Consider the following 22,021-nt stretch of genomic DNA (forward strand, 5'->3'; position numbering starts at 1 on the left):
CCTTGAGTATGATTATGGTTATGCGGCGCGCACGTAGGCGTGCTCGTCCGTTTTTTCTTCTTCGCCCAGCGCGCCTTCCCACTTCGCCACCACGGCGGTGGCGACGGCATTGCCGACTGCGTTGGTGGCCGAACGGCCCATGTCGAGGAACTGGTCCACGCCCATCAGCAGCAGCAAGCCGGCTTCGGGGATGTTGAACTGGGTCAGCGTGGCGGCGATCACCACCAGCGAGGCGCGCGGCACGCCGGCCATGCCCTTGGAGGTCAGCATCAGCAACAGCAGCATGGTGATCTGGGTGCCGACGGACAGGTCGATGCCGTAGGCCTGGGCGATGAACAGCACGGCGAAGGTGCAATACATCATCGAACCGTCCAGGTTGAAGGAATAGCCCATGGGCAGCACGAAGCTGGAGATGCGGCGCTGCACGCCGAACTTGTCCAGCGCCACCAGCAGTTTCGGGTAGGCCGCTTCCGAGCTGGCAGTGGAGAAGGCCAGCAGGAAGGGTTCGCGGATCAGGCCCACCAGGCGGAACACGCGCGGGCCGAGCACCACGAAGCCGGCGCCGATCAGCAGCGCCCACAGGCAGAACAGGCCGAGGTAGAAGCCGCCCATGAATTTGGCGAAGGTGGCCAGGATGCCCAGGCCGTTGGTGGTGACCACGGACGCCATGGCGGCGAACACGGCCAGCGGCGCCAGGTTCATGATGGCGCCGGTAATGCGCAGCATCACTTGCGCCAGTTCATCGACCACGGCCAGCAGGCGCTTGCCGGAGTCGCCCAGCGCGCCCAGCGCGGAGCCGAAGAAGATGGAGAACACCAGCACTTGCAGGATCTCGTTGTTGGCCATGGCTTCGATCGGCGACTTGGGCACGACGTGGCTGATGAAGTCCTTCAGCGTGAAGGCCGACGTCTTCAGGCCGGTGCTGGCGTGCACGTCGGGCAGCGGCAGGCCGAGGTTGGTGCCCAGCTGCATCAGGTTCGACAGCACCATGCCCAGCGCGAGCGAGCACAGCGAAGCGACGATGAACCAGGCGAAGGCCTTGGCGCCGATGCGGCCGGCGGCCTTGCCGTCGCTCAGGTTGGCGATGCCGACGGTGAGGGTGGAGAACACCAGCAGCGCGATGATCATCTTGATCAGGCGCAGGAAGATGTCGGTCACCAGCGAGATGTGGGCGGAAATGTCGGCGGTGAGTTTCTTATCGGGAAACACCGTGTTACAGGCATAGCCGACGGCGATGCCAAGCAGCATCGCAATCAGGATGTAGAGGGTGAGGGGGCGCTTCTTTTGCATACCGGTCTCCGTTTGTAGTCAGGTCCCCGCGCGGTAGGCGGAGTCCAGCCTCTTTAGCAAGCCGTATGCCTGCCGATCCTGGAGCGGAAATGTGCGCTAAGTGCTTGATTTGTAAGCTGAGCTATCGTTTAAGGATGCTGCGCGGCAAGCTTCTCGTCCCGATGTTTGGACGGCGCGGGAGCCTCCGGTCCGAGACTTTGGACGGAGTGCTAGACTGCGGTCATCAAGGAAAACGGAAGAGTGGCGATGCTGCGCGTATTTTTATTGCTGATGCTGCCCGCGCTGGCGGCGGCTGAGGGGGCGGTGAAGCCGGGCGATGCGGCCGCCGGCCAGCGGGCGTTCGCGCGCTGCGCGTGGTGCCACCAGGTGGGGCCGTCGGCGCGCGGGGCGTTCGGACCCCAGCTCAATGGCGTCGTGGGACGCAAGGCGGGGGCCACGGCGGATTTCAAGTATTCGCCTGCGATGAAGCAGTCCGGCATCGTGTGGAACGAGCAGAATCTGGCGGCGTTCCTGCGCTCGCCCAAAAAAGTCGTCCCCGATAACCAGATGCGTTTCTGGGGAATCGGGGACGAGCAGCAGATCGCCAACCTGCTGGCGTATCTGCGCACCGTGCAGTGATTACTTGCCGGTGTAGGTGACGCGGTACACGCGGCCGCCGTGGTCATCGGAGACCAGCATGGAACCGTCGGCCAGCACGGCGATGTCGACCGGGCGGCCCACCACGTCGTCGCCGTCGCGCAGGAAGCCGTCGATGAAGGTGGTGGTGCTCACCACTTTGCTGTTGTACAGCGTCACCAGGCTGACCTTGTAGCCGATCTTGTTGTCGCGGTTCCACGAGCCGTGTTCGGCGATGAACAGGTTGTTGCGGTATTGCTGCGGGAACTGGGTGCCGGTGTAGAAGGCCAGGCCCAGCGGCGCCACGTGCGGCCCCAGCTTGGCGACCGGGGCCACGAACTGTTCGCACGCTTGCAGCTTGCCGAATTCGGGATCGGGCAGCACGCCGCCGTGGCAGTAGGGGAAGCCAAAGTGCAGGCCCGCCTTGGGCGCCACGTTCAGCTCGCACGACGGCGTATTGTCGCCCATCATGTCCGGGCCGTTATCGGTGAACCACAGCTCCCTGGTCTGCGGATGCCACGCGAAGCCCACCGTGTTGCGGATGCCGCGCGCGTATTCCTCGAAGTTGCTGCCGTCCGCGTTCATGCGCCAGAGCTTGGAGTAGGGCTGGTCTTCCTTGTTGCAGGTGTTGCACGGGGCGCCGATCGGGACGTAAATCTTGCCGTCCGGGCCGGCCTTGATGAATTTCTCGCCGTGCCAGGTTTCCTTGGGCAAGTCGTCCTTCACCACTTTGTAGGCGGGCTTGGCGGCGTAGGTGGCGTCGATATTGTCGAAGCGGATGATGCGCGAGATTTCAGCCACGTACAGCGCGCCGTCCAGCAAGGTAACGCCGATCGGGTTTTGCAGGCCTTCGGCGACGGTGACCACCTTCTCTGCCACGCCGTCCTTGTCCGCATCGACCAGCGCGTACACCTTGCCGGCCTTGCGCGATCCGACGTAGACCACGCCGCTGCCCGACACGGCCATCGAGCGCGCCGTTTCCACCTTGTCGGCGTAGACGGCGATGCGGAAGCCCTTGGGCAGTTTCAGGCCGCCCAGGATGGCGGCGGTCTTGTCGGCAGGGGCGGTCTTCGCTGCCGGCGCGGCGGCAGCCACGGTTGCGGCGGCGACGGTTGCCGTAGTGGCCACGGCGGGAGCGGCGGCCGTGGCGGGGCTTGCCGCGCCTGCCGCCGGCTTGCCGCCGGCGCGGGCCGACTGCGCCACGTAGTCCGCCAGCTGCGCGATCTGCGCCGCGCTCAGCGTGGGCGACCACGCCGGCATGCCCTTGTCGGCCACGCCCTTGCTGACAACGGTGATGAGGTTGGCCTTGGTCGGCGCGCCGTGCAGCCAAACCTGGTCGACCAGGCTGGGGCCGGCCGCGCCTTCCAGTTTCACGCCGTGGCAGGCAGCGCAATGGGCCTGGTACAGTTTTTCGCCAGCCTGGACAGCGGCGTGTGCGGCAAGCGGAGCCAGCGCGGACAGGCACAGCAGCCCGGCGAGGCGTATGCGTAGGGACTTGTTCATGGCAAGTGGAATGTTGTTGTAGGGACACGCGCATCTTACCGGTATCCAGCCCTACCCGCAGGGAACTTTTTTCCTCCGCTGCGGTCACATCATTAAAGGAGGAGCCATGGATACCACTGCACACGACGACGATATCGCCGCCTGGGCGCTTGAGCAGGCGCAGCTGCTGCGTTCGGGGCAGTTGCAGCTGATTGATGCCGAACGAATCGCGGAAGAGATGATAGATCTGAGCCTGAGCGAGCGGCGCGGCATTTCCAGCCGCTTCGTGGTGCTGATGCAGCATTTGCTGAAGTGGCAGTATCAGCCCGAGCGGCGCGGCGCCAGCTGGCGCAACACCATACGCGTGCAGCGTCGCGCGATCGAGCGCACGCTGCGGCGCACGCCCAGCCTGCGCCATCTGCTGGACGATCCTGAGTGGATCGAGGAAAACTGGGACGATGCGGTCGACTGCGTTGTGCGCGAAACGGGCCTGGACCTGGCCGTATTGCCTGCGCAGTGTCCGTGGAGCATGGCGCAATTGCGCGACGATTCATTCCTGCCGGCTTAGGAAACCAGTATCTGCCGGAAGATGTCCACCAGCGGCCGCAAGGTGACGCGGTGCCAGGCCACCCATAGCGGCGTGCGGTATTCGAACCATGGCACTTCGCGCAGCACCACGCCAGGCGGCGCCTGGTGGCGCAGGCTCTGCTGGAGCATGGCGATGCCCAGGCCGGCCGCCACCAGGCCCAGCGCCGTCATCGGCTCCGGCGCGCTCATGCGCACGTCCGGCGTGAAGCCTGCCTTGGCGCAGGTGACGGTGAGCTGGTCGTGTTCCAGCGCGCCGTCCTTGTGCTGGATGGCGATCCATTCCTGTTCGCGCAGGTCGGCAACCGCCAGCGGCCGCTGCAGCGCCTCGGACTGCGCCAGCGCATGCCCGGCGGGCAGGGCCAGCAGCATGGGATCGCTGAGTACCTGCACGCGATCCAGTTCCGGATCGTCCGCTGCCGGCGGCATGCACACGAGCGCCACGTCCAGGCTGCGCTGGCGCAGCCCTTCCAGCTGGTCCGACGACTGCTGGTTGTACAGTGCCACGTGCACCGCCGGCCGCGTGCTGCGCACCGTGCGCAGCGCGGCCGGCAGCACGCCCGAATGCATGGCGTTCTCGACATAGCCGATGCACAGCCCGCCTTCGTCGCCCCTGCCCAGCCTGCGCCCCAGCGATTCCAGGCGCTGCCCGTGCGTGAGGAAGCCGCGCGTTTCGGCCAGAAAGGTCTTGCCATCTGCCGTAAGTCGGATGCGCTGCTGGCTGCGTTCAAATAGCATCAATCCCAGCCGCTCCTCCAGCTGGGCGATCTGCCTGCTGAGCGGAGACTGCGATATATGCAGTCGCTCGGCCGCGCGTCCCACGTGCTCTTCCTCCGCCACGGCGACGAAGTAGTTCAATTGGCGGATATCCAGCATGTCAGACCTCGTGAGACTCAAGTTGTGCATATTATGTCTTGGACTGCATTAACTCGGCAAGCTAAGATTTCGTCACTTACTTCTCGAAAGGAAACGCAATGAGTCTCAAAGATAAACTGCCGGGCCAACTCGGTTTCGGCACCGCGCCCCTGGGCAATATGTTCCGCAACATTCCCGAAGCCGAAGCGCTGGCCACCGTGGATGCGGCCTGGGACCATGGCGTGCGCTTCTTCGACGCGGCGCCGCTGTACGGCGCCGGCCTGGCGGAGCAGCGCCTGGGTGCGGCGCTGAGCCAGCGCCCGCGCAGCGCGTATGTGCTGAGCACCAAGGTGGGCCGCGTGGTCCTGGATGAACTGGAAGACCCGTCCCAGCGCAGCCTGGGCGAGAAGGGCGGCCTGTTCGAGCACGGCAACCGCAACAAGATCGTCAACGACTATTCGGCCGACGCCACGCTGCGTTCCATCGAAGGCAGCCTGAAGCGGCTGAAGACCGACCGCATCGACATCGTCTGGGTGCACGACGTGGCGCAGGACTTCTTCGGCGACGAATGGCTGGCGCAGTTCGAAAGCGCGCGCACCGGCGCCTTCCGCGCACTGGCAAAGCTGAAGGACGAGGGCGTCATCAAGGGCTGGGGCCTGGGCGTGAACAAGGTGGAGCCGATCGAGCTGACCTTGGCGCTGGACGAACCGAAGCCGGACGGCTTCCTGCTGGCCGGCCGCTACACCCTGCTGGACCACGCCAGCGCCCTGCAGCGCGTGATGCCGATGTCGCTGGAGCATGGCGCCGAGATCGTGGTGGGCGGCCCGTACAGCTCGGGCGTGCTGGCCGGCGGCCAGACCTTCGAGTACCAGCAAGCCTCGCCTGACATCCTGGCCCGGGTGGCGCGCCTGAAGGCGCTGGCGCAGCGCTTCGGCGTCAGCATCAAGGCGGCGGCGCTGCAGTTCTCGCTGGCCAATCCGGCCGTGGCGGCGGTGATCCCGGGCGCCAGCCGTCCCGAACGCATCGCGGAAGACGCGGCGGCCATGGCCGAGAAGATTCCGGCCGAGTTCTGGCACGCGCTGCGCGCCGAACAGCTGGTGGCGCCCAACGCCCCCTTGCCGTTCGGCGCCTGAGGCCAGCCAGGTTTCAGCCGAAGTGCGCGTGCTCGGCCGCGTGGTGGTGGCGGCCGATCAGCTGGATCTCGTGATCGGGCGCCAGGTCGAAAGAGGCCACCGAGGCGCTGGCGGACGTGGCCACGATGCCGCTGTTATCCAGCGCCATGGTGGCGTCGGCGAACTTGATGAATTCGCTGCGCACCAGCAGGTCGCTGCCGCCGCCGGTGCCGGCCACGTCGGTGACCTTGTAGCCATAGGCCGTCTTGCCGACGGTGTAGTTGGCGCGCACGCCGGCGTAGACCACGGTGTCGGTGCCGGCGCCGCCGTCGATGTAGTTGTTGGCGGTCAGCGCGTTGAGCGTGTCGTTGCCCGCCGTGCCGGTCACGTTGCGCGCGCTGAGCACCGTGAAGTCCTGCGCGGCCGATGCGGCCGACACGTTGCCGGCCGCGTCGGTGGCCTTGGCCGTCACGTGGTAGCTGCCGTTGGCCACCGCCACCGGCGTGATGGACCAGCTGCCGTTGGCCGCTGCCGTGCCCACGCCCATGCTGGTGCTGCCGTTGAAGATCTCCACCTTGGCGCCCGCTTCGGCCACGCCGCTGAAGGTAGGGTGGTTGCCGCTGGCGGCAGCCCAGCCGTCCTTGGTGAATACCAGCGTCGGCTGCGCCGGCGCGGTGGTGTCCGCCGGCGGCGTGGTGGCGCCGGCACTGCCGATGGCAAAGGTGCCGTCGCTGAAGCGCAGTTGCTCGATGTTGCTGAGCGTGTCCGTGCCCTGCGCGCCGCTCACGCGCCAGCTGCCGGCGCTGAGCTGCGACACGGTGTAAGCCGTATGCAGGCCGTTGTAGAACGCCGTGTCCGTGCCGGCGCCGCCGTTCAGCGTGTCGTCGCCGGTGCCGCCTTCCAGCATGTCGTTGGCGGCCGTGCCGTTCAGCGTGTCGGCCAGGCTGGTGCCCGTGAAGTAGCGCCCGCCGCCGGTGGAGTTCACGCCCAGCGCGCCGCCCAGGCCGTCGCCGCCGTACAGCCATTTCAGCGCTGCGATGTCGTACTCGCCGAAGGTGGAATGCGCGCCGCCGCTGTGGGTGTAGGACATCAGCGTGTAGGCCGTGTTGTCGGTGGCGGCAGGCAGCGTGATCGCGCCTTCAAACGAGTGCTTCAGCCCCATCGCGTGGCCCAGTTCGTGCAGCAGCGTCTCGTAGCCCTGCGTGCCTGCCGCCAGGTTGGCGTTCATGCCCGCCCATTCCGCGCTGTCCAGATAGACCCAGGTGGCAGCAGCGAACTTGGTGACGGTGTTGCTGCCGTCGTAGGAGTAGCTGTAGCGCGAGCTGTCCAGGCCGGTGGTATTGGAACCGCTGATGTTGGCGTTGGCCAGGTGGATCTGGGCGGCGCTGCCGTCGCTGGTCTCGGTGAACCGGATGCCGGTCAGCTGCGAGATGTACGACAGCGCGCCGCGCGCGGCGACCTGCTGCGCCGCAGTGAATGCCTGCGGCGCGCTGACGATGGCGCTGTTGCCGCTTTCCAGTCCGGCGGTGGTGGAGAAGGAGTAGTACAGGTTGTTGCCGCCGGAGGTCTGGTAGTTCCAGTTTGGCAGGTTGTTCAGCAGTGCGTCGATGTGGTTCAAGCCGGAGAGGGTGGTGCTGCGGACTTCGGTAACGGTTGCCATGTCGCGGTGTCTTGGAGTAATCGGGCTGGTCAGTATTGCGATGCAAGGGACCGGGGTCAACAGTGGATTCAATCGTGCGCAGGGTGAGTGTGCACTCATTTGCAGGATGATAAATACGGCAGGTAAAAAAAGACCGGCGAGTGCCGGTCAAAAGAGGGAGCAGCGGTAAAGCGGTGCGGGATCAGGCGCCCAGGCGCATCTCCGTGGCCGGATCGAACAGGATGGCTTTCGACAGGTCGAACGCGAGCGGGATGCGCGCGCCCGGCTCGGCGCCGGCGCGCGGGTGCGTGCGGCACGTGGCGCGCACGCCGTTGAACCAGGCGAAGGCGAGCGTGTCCGGGCCGGTGGGTTCGGTCATCTCGATGGCGCAGGGCACTTCCATCGGGTGGTAGCCTTCCGGCGTTTCGGCGCGGCGCGCGCTCAGTGCGTCGGTCACGTGCTCGGGGCGGATGCCCAGTATCAGTTCGCGGCCCAGCCAGGCGCCGAAGTGGCTGGCGGCGGCGTGGTTGGCCGGCAGCGGCAGCAGCGTGGTGGCGCCTTCGTGTTCCAGCGCGAAGGCGGCGCCTGCGGCGTGGGCCACCAGCTTACCGCGCAGGAAGTTCATCGACGGCGAGCCGATGAAGCCGGCCACGTAGAGGTTGTCCGGCTGGTCATAGATCTCCTGCGGGCTGCCGAACTGCTGCACCACGCCGTCGCGCATGACGGCGATGCGGTCGCCCAGCGTCATCGCTTCGATCTGGTCGTGCGTGACGTAGACGATGGTGGCGCCGAGGCGCTGGTGCAGCAGCTTGATCTCGGCGCGCATTTCCACGCGCAGCTTGGCGTCCAGGTTGGACAGCGGCTCGTCGAACAGGAACAGCGAGGGATCGCGCGCGATGGCGCGGCCCATGGCCACGCGCTGGCGCTGGCCGCCGGACAGCATGGCGGGCTTGCGGTCCAGCAGGTGCGTCATCTGCAGCGTCTCGGCGACGCGGTTGACGATGGTCTCCTGCTCGGCCTTCGGCACCCTGCGGATGCCCAGGCCGAAAGAGATGTTCTCGCGCACCGTCATGGTGGGATACAGCGCATAGGACTGGAACACCATGGCGATGTCGCGCTCCTTGGGCGGCACGTTGTTGACCACGCGCTCGCCGATGCGGATCTCGCCCTGCGAGATGTTTTCCAGGCCGGCGATCATGTTCAGCAAGGTGGACTTGCCGCAGCCGGAACCGCCCACCAGGATCAGGAACTGGCCGTCTTCGATATCGAGGTCGATGCCCTTGAGGATTTCGGCGCCGTTCGGATACACCTTGCGCACATTGCGGATTGATAAGCTTGCCATGAGAGTCTCCTTAACCTTTGACGGCGCCGGCGGTGAGGCCGCGCACGAAGTATTTGCCTGCGACCAGGTAGATCAGCAGTGTCGGCAGCGCGGCGATGATGGCCGCCGCCATGTTCACGTTGTATTCGGTCACGCCGGTGGAGGTATTGACCAGGTTGTTCAGCGCCACCGTCACCGGCTGCGCATCCGAGCCGCCGAACACCACGCCGAACAGGAAGTCGTTCCAGATCTGCGTGAACTGCCAGATGAAGCACACCATGAAGATGGGCAGCGACAGCGGGAAGATGATGCGGCGGTAGATCATGAAGAAGCCGGCGCCGTCGATGCGCGCGGCGTTCACCAGTTCATCCGGCACGGTCACGTAGTAGTTGCGGAAGAACAGCGTGGTGAAGGCGATGCCGTAGATGATGTGCACGACGATCAGGCCGCTGGTGGTGTTGGCCAGTTCGGCCATGCCCAGCAGGCGCGCCATCGGCAGGATCACCACCTGGAAGGGGATGAAGCAGCCCACCATCAGCGCGGTGAACACCAGGTTGTGGCCGGGGAAGCGCCAGTGGGCCAGCACGTAGCCGTTCAGCGATCCGATCAGGCTGGAGATCAGCACGGCCGGTATCGCCATCTGCACAGAGTTCCAGAAGTAGGGCGCCAGGCCTTCGCAGCGCACGCCGGTGCAGGCTTGCGACCAGGCTTTGGACCAGGCGGCCGTGGTGGGCGCGAGCGGGAAGTCGAGCAGGTTGCCCTCGCGGATCTGGTCCAGCGTTTTCACGGAGGTGGTCAGCATCACGTACAGCGGCGCGAGGTAGTACAGCGCCACCAGTACCAGCAGGGTGTAGAGCATCACGCGGCCGGCCGTGATGCGGCTGCCGTCGTGGTTCAGGTCAGCGGCCATGGCGCGCTCCTTTCGTTTCGAGATACATCAGCGGCACCAGCACGGCCAGCACGGTGGCCAGCATCATCATGGCCGAGGCGGCGCCCAGGCCCAGCTGGCCGCGCGTGAACGAGAACTGGTACATGAAGATGGCCGGCACGTCGGACGAGGTGCCGGGGCCGCCGGCGGTCAATGCCATCACCAGGTCGAAGCTCTTGATGGCGATGTGGGCCAGCACCAGCAGCACGCTGAAGAACACCGGGCGCAGCGAGGGGATGACGATGCGGCGGTAGATGGTGGGCAGGCTGGCGCCGTCGACCTGCGCGGCCTTGATGATGCTGTCGTCCACGCTGCGCAGGCCGGCCAGGAACAGCGCCATGACGAAGCCGGACGATTGCCACACGCCGGCGATGACGACGGTGTAGATGGCCATGTCGGAGTTGACCAGCCAGTCGAAGGTGAAGCTGGTGTAGCCCCAGTCGTGCAGCATTTTTTCCAGGCCCAGGCCGGGGTTCAATATCCACTTCCAGGCCGCGCCGGTGACGATGAAGGACAGCGCCATCGGATACAGGTAGATGGCGCGCAGCGCGCCTTCGTGGCGGATGCGCTGGTCCAGCAGGATGGCCATGGTCAGGCCGATGGCGAGGCAGAACAGGATGAACAGTCCGCCGAAGATGCCGAGGTTGCTGGCCGAAACCCACCAGCGCTCGATCCCGAACAGGCGTTCGTACTGGCCGAAACCGGCGTAGTCGAAATTGGGCATCATGCGCGACTCGGTCAGCGACAGCCAGGCGGTCAGGCCGATGAAGCCGTACACGAAGACCAGCGAGGCGATGATGGTGGGTGACAGCACCAGGCGAGGCAGCCAGGCGTCGGCCAGGGCGCCGAAGCGGCTGCTGGCGGGAGGTTTGGCCGAGCTGTCGTTGGCGGCGGCGGGCTTGGCAGCGGCCTTGGGCGCCGGTGCGGGCGGAACGGAATAGAGCGGTGTGGCGGACATAGTGCGGGTTCTCCAGAGCGTGAGGCAGGACCGTGTACCGTGGGGCGGCGCTTGGCGGCGCGCTGGCGGGTTACGCGCTTTGCGCTAACCCGCCCTACGGTGCCATCGATAGGGGGCCATCGATGGGGTGGCACCGGGTGGGGTGCCACCGGTCGCGGTGCCTCGGTGCGGCGTGTTACATGGTCTTGGCTGCCTTGGCCAGCGCTTGCGCGGCGGCTTGCGGCGTCATGTTCGAGTTCATGAACTTGGCGATGACGTCCTGGATGGCGCCGGCCTTGGCGCTGTCGACGGCCATGCCGTGCGCCAGCGACGGCACCAGCGTGTTGCTCTTGCTGGTGGCGGCCAGGTCGTCCATCGACTTGGTGGCGCAGCTGTCGAACCTGGCGCGCGAGACGCCGGCGCGGACCGGGATGGAACCCTTGTTCAGGTTGAACACTTCCTGGAACTCGGGGCTCATGACGGCATTGGCCAGGGTCAGCTGGGCTTTCTGGTCGTCCGCGCTTTTCACCTTGAACATGGCCAGCGAGTCGATGTTGAAGGTGAAGGCCTGGTCTGTGCCCGGCGCGGCCAGGCACAGGAAGTCCTTGCCCGGAACCTTGCCGGCGGCGGTGAACTCGCCCTTGGCCCAGTCGCCCATGAACTGCATACCGGCCTTGCCGTTGATGACCATGGCCGTGGCCAGGTTCCAGTCGCGGCCAGCCGCATCCTTGTCGATGTAGGTCTTGATGCGCGCCAGCGTTTCGAAGGCCTTGATCATGGTGGGGCCGGTCAGGCTGGCCTGGTCCAGCTGCACCAGGGCCTTCTTGTAGAAGTCTGCGCCGCCCACGCCCAGCACCACGGACTCGAAGACGGTGGCGTCCTGCCACGGCTGGCCACCGTGGGCAACGGCGACCAGGCCGGCTTTCTTGATCTTGTCGGCCGCGTCGAAGAACTCGGCGAAGTTGGTGGGCGCCTTGGCGCCGGCCTTGGCCAGCACGGCCGGATTCACGTACAGCCAGTTCACGCGGTGCACATTGACCGGCACCGCCACGAAGTGGCCCTTGTACTTCATCACGCCGGTGACGACCGGCGGCAGCAGCGATTCCCACTTGCCTTCGGTGGCGGCCGCGTCGATATTGGCCAGCGTGCCTTCCTGGCCCCATTCCTGGATGGACGGGCCTTTGATTTGCGCGGCGGTCGGCGCGCTGCCGGCCATCACGCGCGCCTTCAGCGCGGTCATGGCGTTCTCGCCGCCGCCGCCGGCCACGGCGAAGTCCTTCCACGCCACGCCTTTCGATTCCATGATCTTTTTCAGTTCGGCGGCCGATTTCGCTTCGCCGCCGGAGGTCCAGTAGTGCAGCACTTCGACTTGCGGCGCGGCCTGGGCGGCCGATGCGAGGGCAGCGGCTGCCACGCTGAGGACGAGGGCGCGCAGCGCCAGTGGTTTCATGTTCATTGTGTGTCTCCTTGATTATAGAAAAAAGCGCTTACCACCAGGCTTCCATGTGGATGCCGTAGGACACGCCGCTGGTGTCGCTGCCGTACACCGCGCCGGAATTGTTGAAGGCGTTGACCGCCTTGCTGGCCGCGTCGTTCCACTTGCCGTAGCTGACGAAGAAGCGCAGTTCCGGACGCGCCCAGTAGTCGCGCGCCAGGCTGATGGTCGGCGCGATGGTCAGCTTGGTCAGGCGCTGGGTGCCGGGCGTCTTGTCGGACTTGAGCTGGGTCACGCCCAGTTCGGCCTGCAGCTTGAAGTTCTCGGCAAAGGCGTACACCGGGCGGGTGCCGACGGTGGTCCAGGTGGTGGCGCCGTCCTTGTCGTTCTTGTCGCGCTGGTACAGGGCCACGAATTCCATGCTGAAGTCGCGCGTCGGCTGTATCCATACGTCGTCGAACACGCGCAAACGGGTGTAGTCCGAACCCAGCAGCGTGCTGCCCGACGGGCCGATGCGGGCGCAGCACGGGCCGTTGATGCCGGTGCCCGGGCCGACGCCGTACTGCACGCCGAAGGTGTTGCCGCCGCCGAAGACCTTGGCCTGGCGGTGGAAGACCGACAGTTGCCAGCCGTCGTGCGTGGTCTTGTCCTGGCCCTGGGCCGAGATGATGGACGCCGCGAAGTCCAGCGTGCCGTTGGGGTTGACCGGCAGGCCTTCGTAGACGATGTTCTGGCGCAGCGCGGACGGCGAGTCGATCACCTTGCCGGTGGCCGGGTCGGTGGTGTTGAAGTCGTTGTCCTTGAAGACCGCGTAGCTGATCTTGCCGGCGCCCAGCGGGTAGCCGTCGATGCCGCCGCCGGTGCCGTTCATATTGATGTACTGCATGTCCAGCATGTGGATGTCGGGACGGTAGTAGTGGCGCTTGCCGACCCAGATGATGCCGCCGTCCATGAAGGGCAGGTTCTTCGCTTCGATGTAGGCCTTGGACACGCCGAGCTTGGCGTCGCCGAAGTCGGAGCTGTTCTTGTAGGCGTCCGCCCAGAAGGTGCCGACGAAGGTGGCGCCGTTGGCGGACTTGGCCAGCTGCTGCGTGTAGCCCAGTTCCGTGAAGCTGTCGCACTCGTTGCCGAGGCGGTAGGACATGGTGATGCCGCCCAGGCCGTAGCAGGTCTGCGTGCCGCCGTGGTTGCTGGTGCCGCCGCCGGCGCGCACATAGCCGTGGAAGCCTTCGGTTTCGTGGTCGCCGGCATACGCGGCGCCGCAGGACAGGGCCAGCGCAATGGCGGCGGGCAGGGAACGGCGGATGAATCGGTTCATCATAAGGTCGGTCTCCGGTATAAGTTTGTTATGTGTTTTTGCTACCGGGACCGACAGTAGCATCGGCCGACATGTGATTCCAGCAGGCGCCGCCGCAGCACCAATGCGCTACTTAAGTAGTTGATTTATATGAAAAACATCTGTGCGAGGGCAGGCGGCGCGCTAACAAAACTTTACAAAGCCCCAGCATGCTGCGCCGCAGCGGCTGCAACATTTCGCAATAAATCCATACGCTTTCTTGCAAAATGCTGTGCATCCTTACCATCGTTTCAAGAATGCTTTGGGTTATAGTCTGTGCACACAAAATGCCATCACAGAATGGCTGGAAAAAATGACGGAGACCACTCGCTACAAGCTGTGTTTTGCTGCATGCCTGCTATTGAGCGTGGCAGGCTTTGCCGCGTCCGCCGGCGCGCGCGCCGAATCCCTGCAAGTGCTGCATTGGTGGAAGTCGGCCAGCGAACGCAAGGCCGTGGACCTGATCGCCGCGCGCCTCGCATCGGAGGCCGATATAGGCTGGCGCGACAGCATGATCCCCAGTGGCTCGGGCGCCGGCGCCGGCATCGTGCTGCGCAGCCGCATGCTGGCCAAGGACGCGCCGGAAGTGGCGCAGGTGAACGGCATCGTGATCCGCGACTGGGCCAGGCTGGACCTGTTGCTGGACCTGGATGCGGTGGCCGCCGCCGGCAAATGGGACAAGCAGCTGTTGCCCACCGTGGCCGAAGCCATCAAGTCCGACGGCCACGTGTACGCGGCGCCGGTCGGCATCCACCGCATGAACACCATGTTCTACAACCGCAAGCTGCTGGCGCGCGTGAACCTGGCCGTGCCCGAGAACTGGCCGCAGTTCGAACACGCGGCCGCGAAGCTGCACCAGGCGGGCATCGTGCCGCTGGCGCAAAGCAGCGAGCCGTGGCAGGTGACGACGCTGTTCGAGGCGCTGGTGCTGTCCGAAGGCGCCGAGTTCCACCGCGACCTGTTCCAGCGCCGCAGCGCCGCCGCCTATATGGACCCGCGCCTGGCCACGGCCCTGCAGCGGCTGCGCAGCATGAAGAAGTGGATGGGCACTCCTATCCAGGAGCGCAGCTGGGACGAGGGCGTGCGCGAGCTGGCCGAAGGGCGCGCCGCCTTCATGGTGATGGGTGACTGGGCCAAGGGTGAGCTGGTGTCGCGCGGGCTGACGGTGGAGGAGGGCTTCGGCTGCGCCGCCGTGCCGGGCACGGCCAGCTACCACCTGTACAACATCGACACGCTGGGCATGCTGGCCACGCGCGAATCGCACCGCCCGGCGCAGGAGAAGCTGGCCGCGCTGATCATGTCGCCCGCGCTGCAGAACGACTACAACCAGATCAAGGGTTCCATCCCGGTGCTGCGCAATCCCGTGCTGTCGAAGATGGACAGCTGCGCGCGCGCCTCGTGGAAGCTGTTCAACAGCGGCCCGGACGCGCTGGTGCCCAGCCTGGTGCACCGCATGGCCACCGAGGAGATCGTGCGCGACGCCATCGTGGCGGAGGTGCACCGCTACTTCCTGGACGATAATGTGAGTGTGGCCGACACCCAGCGCCGGCTGGGCACCATCGCCCGCACGTTTACCAAGACAAGATAATCATCATGCGCAAGATCCTGATCGTTGACGACGACCAAAAAACCCGTACCCTGCTGAAGACCTACCTGGAGAAGAACCAGTACGACGTCGGCCTGGCGCACGACGGCCAGACCTTCCTGGCCGAGTTCAACCGCTATGCCGACGAGCTGTCGCTGGTGATCCTGGACGTGATGCTGCCCGACACGGACGGCTTCGCGCTGTGCAAGGCGGTGCGCAGCCGTTCCAACGTGCCCATCATCATGCTCACCGCCAGTTCGGACGAAACCGACCGCGTGGTGGGGCTGGAGCTGGGCGCGGACGATTACGTGTCCAAGCCCTACAGCCCGCGCGAGCTGCTGGCGCGCATCAAGGCCATCCACCGACGCACCGGCATGGGCAACGAGTCGGCGCCGCGCTATTACCGCTTCGTCGGCTTCACGCTGGACACGGTGGCGCGCACCGTCACCGACGCGGCGGGCGAGATCGTGCCGCTGACGGGGCTGGACTTCCAGCTGCTGAAATACTTCGTCGAGCACGCGGGCGACATCCTGGACCGCAGCGCGCTGTGCGAAGGCACGCGCGGGCGCGATTCCGGGCCGCTGGACCGCTTCCTGGACGTGCAGATCAGCCGCCTGCGCCTGCGCCTGAACGACGGCGGACGCAATCCGCTGCTGATCAAGACCGTGCGCGGCGCCGGCTATGTGTTCTCGGCCGACGTCACCGCGTCCAATGCGTAAGGCCGGTGCGGGCGGCGCGGGTGTTTCCGCGCGCTGGCTGCCGCGCATCTTGCCGCGCCTCCTGCCGCAATCTCTGCTCGGGCGGCTGACGCTTGTCATGGTGATCGGCGTGCTGCTCACCCAGCTGGTGGGCAACATCATCTGGGCCGCGCAGCGCCGTGCCGAAGCGCTCAGCGAGACCACCACCGCCGCGCAGCATCTGGCGCACAGCGCCGCCAGCGCGGTGCGCTTCTTTCTCAGCCTGCCGCCGATTACCGGCCCCTCATCATCCAGCAATTCCGCGAAATGGGCGGCACGCGCTTCCTGGTCAACATCAACCGGGCGCCGGTGCAGGTGCGCGCCATCGCCGGCCAGGAGCTGGCCGACGCCGCGCTCAGGCAGGTGCGCGCCACGCTGAAGGAAGACCTGCCGAACATGGCCGACGTGCGGCTGGCTTTTGCCTGGCCGGAGAAGCTGCCGGTGGGCGACAACGGCGCCACCATCGCCGACCTGCCGGACACCTGGGTGCAGCACATCATGCTCACCAAGCCGGCGCCGGTGCTGCTGATCCAGGTCGAGATGGACCCGGGCCACTGGCTCTACCTGGCCACGCTGATGCCCAACCCCTATTTCCTCGAAACCGGCAACCCGCTGACGCGCGACCGGCTGCTGCTGCAGGCGCTGTCGCTGGCGGCGGTGCTGCTGCTGTCCATCATGGTGGTGCGCTGGATCACGCGGCCGCTGGCGGCGCTGTCGGAGGCCGCCACGGCGTTCGGCAAGGGGGAGAACGCGCCGGCCTTGCCGGAGACCGGCAGCCGCGAATTTGTCAACACGGCGCGCGCCTTCGAGGCCATGCGCCAGCGCATCCAGCGCTACATCGAGGACCGCGAGCGGCTGTTCGTCTCCATCTCGCACGACCTGCGCACGCCCATCATGCGCCTCAAGCTGCGCACCGAGCTGCTGGACGACGAGGACATGCAAAGCGAGTTCCACGACGACCTCGATGAGCTGGACATGATGGTGAAGGGCGCGCTGCAAACCGTGAAGGACAGCGACATCCACGAGAACCCCACCGAGGTGCGGCTGGACGCGCTGCTGGGGCGCATGGTGCGCGATGCGCAGCTGGCGGGGCACGCGGTGTCGTTCACCGCGTCGGGCCTGAGCGTGGCGGCCAAGCCGCTGGCGCTCAAGCGCGCCATCGGCAACCTGCTGAACAATGCGCTGCACTACGGGCGGCAAGTGGAGCTGGCGGTGCGCGAGCACGCCGGCAATATCGAGATCGAAGTGCGCGACCATGGCCCCGGCGTGCCGGACGAGGCGCTGCCCGGCCTGTTCGAGCCCTATGTGCGCCTGGAGCATGGCCGCAACCAGAACAACAGCGGCATGGGGCTGGGCCTGGGCATTGCGCGTGGTATCGTGCAGGCGCACGGCGGCGAGCTGCTGCTGGCCAACGCGCCCGGCGGCGGCTTCTGCGCCACCATCGTGCTGCCGGGTGGCGCCTTCGTCCCGCTTTGACAGGCTGCCAGAAAGCTGACAGAAAGACTGACAGAAAGGCTGACATGAGCAAATCGCTGCGGTTGTCCGAGAAATGGTTCCAGCGCGGCCTGTGGCTGGTGGCGCTGGCGTTCGCCTGGTTCCTGATCGGCCTGGGCGGCAAGATTGTCGGCAACCTGGGCGGCGTGGAGGACACGCTCACCGTCGAGCAGTTCATGCAGCAGCCGCGCGCCGGGCAGCTCAAGGCCGCGCTGGCGCAGCAGCAGCGCCGCCAGGCCGACGCCAACGCCGCGCTGCAGCAGGCGCGCCAGAAGCACCAGGTGGCGGTGGCCAACAGCCACTCGGCGCGCGAGACCTTCGACAACTGGCTGGCCACGCGCAGCGTCACGGCGCGCTCCGAGCAGGACCCCGAAGTGATCAAGCGTACCCGCGAGCTGGACGCGCTGGCCGCCGCCGAGCGGCAGGCGCTGGCGCTGGTGGAGGCGCAGGAGCAGGCTGACCTGGACGCCAGCCAGGCCAGGGACCAGGCGCAGGAACAATGGAACGCGCTGGAAGAGGCCGCGCGCGTGCCCTACGGCGACGCGCTGCGGGCGCGCGAGCTGCGCGTGTTCGGCTACCGTTTGCTGCTCACGCTGCCGCTGCTGCTGGCGGCGGGCTGGCTGTTCAAGACCCGGCGCAAGGGCAAGTACTGGCCCTTCGTGTGGGGTTTCGTCTTCTTCGCCGGCTTCGCCTTTTTCGTCGAGCTGGTGCCGTATCTGCCGAGCTACGGCGGCTACGTGCGCTACCTCGTCGGCATCGCGCTGACGGTGCTGATCGGCCGCCAGGCCATCGTCTCGCTGCAGCGCTACCTGGAGCGGCAGAAGGCCGCCGAAGCCATGCCCGACCGGCAGCGCCGGGAAACCCTGCAATACGACGTGGCGCTGGCGCGGCTGGCCAAGAGCGTGTGTCCCGGCTGCGAGCGCAAGGTGGACCTGAAAGACCCGGCGATCGACTTCTGCCCGCACTGCGGCATCGGGCTGTACGACCACTGCGGCAGCTGCAGCACCCGCAAGAACGCCTTCAGCCGCTTTTGCCACGCCTGCGGCACCCCCGCCCAAGCCGCCCCGCAGTAAGCAAATCCGCCTCGAATATGTAATCTGGTCCGCGTTTTTTGCAGTTCGTCGCAAATCCGGCCGGGACGGGGAGGGCTTGGGTATAGTGTTGGAATACCGATAATGTAGGGCGATACGCCCGCTCGAGGATTCCAGACATGACCATTTCCGCATCCATGATGTTCCGCTTCGGCCTGCTGCTGGCCGCCTTCGGCTTCGCGCTGCCGGCCGCCCGCGCCGCCGACGAGACCGTTACCGAGACCCGCGCCATCGACGCGCGCGTGGTGCGGGTCAAGCTGGATGGCGTGATCGACCTCAAGTTGCGACGAGGCGATACGCCCTCGCTCACCGTCATCGCCGACAAGCGCTATATCGGCAAGATCACCACCGCCCAGTCGGGCGACACGCTGCACCTGGATTCGGAGGTGCATGGGTTCAAGCTCAACCGCAGCACGCTGCGCGCCGAACTGGTGCTGCCCAACCTGCGTCAGGTGGTGTCGGACGGCGTCGGCACCACCGAGGTGACCGGCTTCAGCGGCGACGACATCGAGCTGACGCTGGAGGGGGCCGGCAGCATGAAGGTGGTCTGTGACTACCGCACCATGCGGGTCAACCTGGGCGGCGTGGGCAGCATGCACGTGTGGGCCAGCGAGAACGACAGCGTGGAGCTGGACTTGCAGGGCGCCGGCTACGTCACCATAGGCGGGCGCAGCAAGATGCTGAAGGCCACGCTGGGCGGGCTGGGAGGCCTGAACGCGCAGCAGTTCCAGGCCGACAGCGTCAGCCTGGAGTTGAGCGGCTTGGGCAACGCCACCGTGACCGCGCGCGACAACGCGACACTGAACCTCAGTGGGTTGGGGTCGGTCACAGTCTATGGCAAGCCGGCCAACCGCAACGTCAGTGTCGACGGCCTGGGCAAGGTCAGCTGGAAGTAGGCCGCACGGCCAAAGCATAAATGGTGCCGCGCGGGAGCGCGGTAATAAGAGACACAAGTACCCATTTCTTGAGCAACATGAAAAAACTATTACAAATAATGATCGCGATCGGTTTCGCGCTGGGCGTGCAGCACGCCGCGCGGGCCGGCTTCGCCGAAGGGGCCACGGCCTACAACAACCGGAACTACAGCCTGGCATACAAGGAAATCGAGCCGCTGGCGCGCGCCGGCAATACCGATGCCGAGCATCTGCTGGGGCTGATGTACTACATGGGCCGCGGCGTGCCGCAGGACTACAAGCAGGCGCTGAACTGGCACCGCAAGGCGGCCATGAAGGGCAAGGCCGACGCGCAGTATGTGGTGGGGGCCATGTATTACACCGGCAACGCGGTGATCCAGGACCATAAGCAGGCCGTGATCTGGTTCCGCAAGGCGGCCGAGCAGGGCCACGCGGACGCGCAGCAGACGCTGGGGCTGATGTACCGCTATCACATCGGCGGCATGCCGCAGGATAACGTGCTGGCCTATATGCTGTGGAACCTGGCCGCCGCCAACGGTTCGGCCAACGCTGCCGAGCAGCGCGCCGCCGTGGTCAAGAAGATGACGCCGGAGCAGATCGAGGAGGGGCAGGCGCTGTCGGCCGCGTGGAAGGTGGGTACGCCGCTGCCGAAGCAGTCGCGTACGGGCGGCGGCTGAGGTGGCGGGTTACGTGCTGCGCACTAACCCGCCCTACGCACTTGGTCACGTAGGGCGGGTTAGCGCAGCGTAACCCGCCAAGGTACAATCGCCCTTTCACTATGAGAGGGCAGCCATGCGTGCGATAGAAATTACCCAGCCCGGCCCGGCCGACGTGCTGCGCCTGTGCGAGCGTCCCGTTCCCGGATTCAAGGCTGGCGAAGTGCTGATCAAGGTGCACGCGGCCGGCATCAACCGGCCGGACGTGTTCCAGCGCCTGGGCAGCTACGCGCCGCCGCCGGGCGCGTCCGATTTGCCGGGCCTGGAAGTGGCCGGCGAAATCGTCGACGGCGACCTGGCCGGCAGCCGCTTCAGCAAGGGCGACCTGGTGTGCGCGCTGGCGCAGGGCGGCGGCTACGCCGAATACTGCGCCGCGCCGGTGGAGCAGTGCCTGCCGGTGCCCAAGGGCTGGTCCATGCTGGAGGCGGCCTCGCTGCCGGAAACCTTCTTCACCGTGTGGAGCAATGTGTTCGACCGCGCCCACCTGATGCAGGGCGAGTCCCTGCTGGTGCAGGGCGGCACTTCCGGCATCGGCGTGACGGCCATCCAGCTGGCGGCCGCCATGGGCCACCGCGTGTTCGCCACCGCCGGCAGCGACGACAAGGCGCGCATCTGCGAGCAATTGGGCGCCGAGCGCGGCATCAACTATAAAACCGAGGACTTCGCCGCCGTGGTCAAGGAACTGACCGGCGGCAAGGGCGTGGACGTGATCCTGGACATGGTGGGGGGCGACTACCTGCCGCGCGAGATCAACTGCCTGGCCGACGACGGCCGCATCGCGGTCATCGCGCTGCTGGGCGGCGCCAAGGCCACGCTGGACCTGGGCCAGGTGCTGCGCCGCCGCCTCACCGTCACCGGTTCCACCTTGCGCCCGCGTTCCGTGGCCTTCAAGGCGCGCATTGCGGCCCAGCTGCGCGCGCGCGTCTGGCCGCTGCTCGAATCGGGCGCCATCAAGCCCGTGATCCACCAGGTATTTCCGCTGGAGCAGGCCGCCGCCGCGCACGCGCTGATGGAAAGCAGCACCCACGTCGGCAAAATCATGCTGGAAATATAGCCGGATTAACAACGCTGTGGCGGCGCTGGTTTGACCCCGGTTTGCGGCTCGCGTTAAAATAGCGGGTTATTGAATTTTAGGCTACTATGCGACGCAAACTCGTCATCGGAAATTGGAAAATGAACGGCAGCCGCGACCGCAACGCTGCGCTGTTGTCCGGCATTACGGCTGGCGTTGCGGCTGAACCCGCAGCCAGGCAGGCGGATTGCGCCGTGTGCGCGCCCGCGCCTTACCTGGCACAATGCCAGGCTGCGCTGACGGGTTCGCCGGTCGCATGGGGCGCGCAGGATGTCTCGGCCTATGCCGCAGGCGCCTACACCGGCGAGGTGGCGGCGTCCATGCTGGCCGACTTCGCTTGCCGCTATGTCATCGTGGGCCATTCGGAGCGCCGCGCCTACCATCACGAGAGCAATGAGCTGGTCGCGCAGAAGGCGCTGGCCGCGCTGACCGCCGGCCTGACGCCGGTGGTGTGCGTGGGCGAAACGCTGACCGAGCGCGAAGCAGGGCGCACCGCCGTGGTGGTGTGCGCGCAGCTGCAGGCGGTGCTGGATGTGCTGGAAACGGCCGCCGTGGGCAAGATCGTGCTGGCGTACGAGCCGGTCTGGGCCATCGGCACCGGCAAGACGGCCACGCCGGCCATGGCGCAGGAAGTGCACGCGCAGCTGCGCCAGCAGGTCGCCACGCGCGACGCAGCGGTGGCGGCCGGCATGCAGATCCTGTACGGCGGCAGCATGAAGCCGGACAACGCGAAAGAATTGCTGGCCCAGCCCGATATCGACGGCGGCCTGATCGGCGGTGCGGCACTGAAGGCGGCGGATTTCCTCGCCATCGTGCACGCGGCCGGGTAGTGGCAGTACGGATTTAACTGAAATACCTTCAACTGGAAATGGAATAG

19 protein-coding genes and 1 pseudogene are annotated in these 22,021 nt (G+C 66.3%); 11 read left to right on the forward strand and 9 right to left on the reverse strand.

Annotated elements, in window-relative coordinates:
• Positions 1-18 precede the first annotated feature (18 nt).
• Positions 19-1,290 (reverse strand): dicarboxylate/amino acid:cation symporter, encoded by a 1,272-nt coding sequence (locus tag ACFJI2_RS05050; RefSeq protein ID WP_377704019.1) that lies wholly within the window; start codon positions 1,288-1,290, stop codon positions 19-21.
• 246 nt (positions 1,291-1,536) lie between these two features.
• Between ACFJI2_RS05050 and ACFJI2_RS05055 the strand changes: the two genes are divergently transcribed.
• The gene (locus ACFJI2_RS05055) at positions 1,537-1,908 is read left to right on the forward strand and encodes a c-type cytochrome (RefSeq protein ID WP_377704020.1); all 372 of its coding nucleotides are present in this window, start codon (positions 1,537-1,539) and stop codon (positions 1,906-1,908) included.
• On the opposite strand, the gene ACFJI2_RS05060 is transcribed toward ACFJI2_RS05055, so the two are convergent.
• Positions 1,909-3,408: a c-type cytochrome gene (locus tag ACFJI2_RS05060; RefSeq protein ID WP_377704021.1), complete on the reverse strand. Its 1,500-nt coding sequence runs from the start codon at positions 3,406-3,408 to the stop codon at positions 1,909-1,911.
• Positions 3,409-3,514: 106 nt separating this feature from the next.
• Between ACFJI2_RS05060 and ACFJI2_RS05065 the strand changes: the two genes are divergently transcribed.
• Positions 3,515-3,955 carry a DUF29 domain-containing protein gene (locus ACFJI2_RS05065; protein ID WP_377704022.1) on the forward strand — a complete coding sequence of 147 codons (441 nt, stop codon included), beginning with the start codon at positions 3,515-3,517 and terminating at the stop codon, positions 3,953-3,955.
• Here the strand turns inward: ACFJI2_RS05065 and ACFJI2_RS05070 are convergent.
• Positions 3,952-4,848: a LysR substrate-binding domain-containing protein gene (locus ACFJI2_RS05070; RefSeq protein ID WP_377704023.1), complete on the reverse strand. Its 897-nt coding sequence runs from the start codon at positions 4,846-4,848 to the stop codon at positions 3,952-3,954. The two genes, ACFJI2_RS05065 and ACFJI2_RS05070, sit on opposite strands and share 4 nt — an antisense overlap.
• Before the next feature lie 98 nt (positions 4,849-4,946).
• Here ACFJI2_RS05070 and ACFJI2_RS05075 point away from each other — a divergent pair, with 98 nt between their 5' ends.
• Positions 4,947-5,960 (forward strand): aldo/keto reductase, encoded by a 1,014-nt coding sequence (locus tag ACFJI2_RS05075; protein WP_377704024.1) that lies wholly within the window; start codon positions 4,947-4,949, stop codon positions 5,958-5,960.
• Positions 5,961-5,973: 13 nt separating this feature from the next.
• Here ACFJI2_RS05075 and ACFJI2_RS05080 read toward each other — a convergent pair whose 3' ends face one another.
• The 6 genes from ACFJI2_RS05080 to ACFJI2_RS05105 form a co-directional block, all read right to left on the reverse strand.
• Positions 5,974-7,599, reverse strand: a complete 1,626-nt coding sequence (locus tag ACFJI2_RS05080; protein WP_377704025.1) for an Ig-like domain-containing protein — start codon at positions 7,597-7,599, stop codon at positions 5,974-5,976.
• 181 nt (positions 7,600-7,780) lie between these two features.
• Complete coding sequence (locus ACFJI2_RS05085; protein WP_377704026.1) at positions 7,781-8,920, reverse strand: ABC transporter ATP-binding protein; 1,140 nt, start codon at positions 8,918-8,920, stop codon at positions 7,781-7,783.
• Between the two features lie 10 nt (positions 8,921-8,930).
• Complete coding sequence (locus tag ACFJI2_RS05090; protein WP_377705795.1) at positions 8,931-9,758, reverse strand: carbohydrate ABC transporter permease; 828 nt, start codon at positions 9,756-9,758, stop codon at positions 8,931-8,933.
• 40 nt (positions 9,759-9,798) lie between these two features.
• Entirely contained in the window at positions 9,799-10,785 is a 987-nt protein-coding gene (locus tag ACFJI2_RS05095; protein WP_377704027.1) for a carbohydrate ABC transporter permease, read from the reverse strand.
• A 175-nt stretch (positions 10,786-10,960) separates the two neighbouring features.
• On the reverse strand, positions 10,961-12,214 hold the full coding sequence (locus ACFJI2_RS05100; protein ID WP_377705796.1) for an ABC transporter substrate-binding protein: 1,254 nt from the start codon (positions 12,212-12,214) through the stop codon (positions 10,961-10,963).
• A 37-nt stretch (positions 12,215-12,251) separates the two neighbouring features.
• Entirely contained in the window at positions 12,252-13,520 is a 1,269-nt protein-coding gene (locus ACFJI2_RS05105; protein ID WP_377704028.1) for a maltoporin, read from the reverse strand.
• A gap of 328 nt (positions 13,521-13,848) precedes the next feature.
• On the opposite strand from ACFJI2_RS05105, the gene ACFJI2_RS05110 reads away from it, so the two are divergent.
• The 8 genes and pseudogenes from ACFJI2_RS05110 (at position 13,849) to tpiA (ending at position 21,974) form a co-directional block, all read left to right on the forward strand.
• Positions 13,849-15,123, forward strand: coding sequence for an ABC transporter substrate-binding protein (locus tag ACFJI2_RS05110; RefSeq protein WP_377704029.1), 1,275 nt, complete (start codon positions 13,849-13,851; stop codon positions 15,121-15,123).
• A 2-nt stretch (positions 15,124-15,125) separates the two neighbouring features.
• Positions 15,126-15,839, forward strand: coding sequence for a response regulator (locus tag ACFJI2_RS05115; RefSeq protein WP_181259912.1), 714 nt, complete (start codon positions 15,126-15,128; stop codon positions 15,837-15,839).
• Positions 15,832-17,333: pseudogene (locus ACFJI2_RS05120) on the forward strand (ATP-binding protein). The gene ACFJI2_RS05115 and the pseudogene ACFJI2_RS05120 overlap by 8 nt, the downstream one beginning before the upstream one ends.
• Positions 17,334-17,377: 44 nt before the next feature.
• Positions 17,378-18,424, forward strand: coding sequence for a serine endopeptidase (locus tag ACFJI2_RS05125; protein WP_377704030.1), 1,047 nt, complete (start codon positions 17,378-17,380; stop codon positions 18,422-18,424).
• A gap of 137 nt (positions 18,425-18,561) precedes the next feature.
• Positions 18,562-19,338, forward strand: a complete 777-nt coding sequence (locus tag ACFJI2_RS05130) for a GIN domain-containing protein (RefSeq protein ID WP_377704031.1) — start codon at positions 18,562-18,564, stop codon at positions 19,336-19,338.
• Between the two features lie 98 nt (positions 19,339-19,436).
• Positions 19,437-20,033 (forward strand): tetratricopeptide repeat protein, encoded by a 597-nt coding sequence (locus ACFJI2_RS05135; RefSeq protein WP_377704032.1) that lies wholly within the window; start codon positions 19,437-19,439, stop codon positions 20,031-20,033.
• 115 nt (positions 20,034-20,148) lie between these two features.
• On the forward strand, positions 20,149-21,126 hold the full coding sequence (locus tag ACFJI2_RS05140; protein ID WP_377704033.1) for an NAD(P)H-quinone oxidoreductase: 978 nt from the start codon (positions 20,149-20,151) through the stop codon (positions 21,124-21,126).
• A gap of 86 nt (positions 21,127-21,212) precedes the next feature.
• Positions 21,213-21,974, forward strand: coding sequence for a triose-phosphate isomerase (tpiA, locus tag ACFJI2_RS05145; RefSeq protein ID WP_377704034.1), 762 nt, complete (start codon positions 21,213-21,215; stop codon positions 21,972-21,974).
• Positions 21,975-22,021 lie beyond the last annotated feature (47 nt).

The organism is Pseudoduganella sp. UC29_71, from assembly GCF_042693265.1.
In the GTDB taxonomy this organism is placed as follows: Bacteria; Pseudomonadota; Gammaproteobacteria; order Burkholderiales; family Burkholderiaceae_D; genus Rugamonas.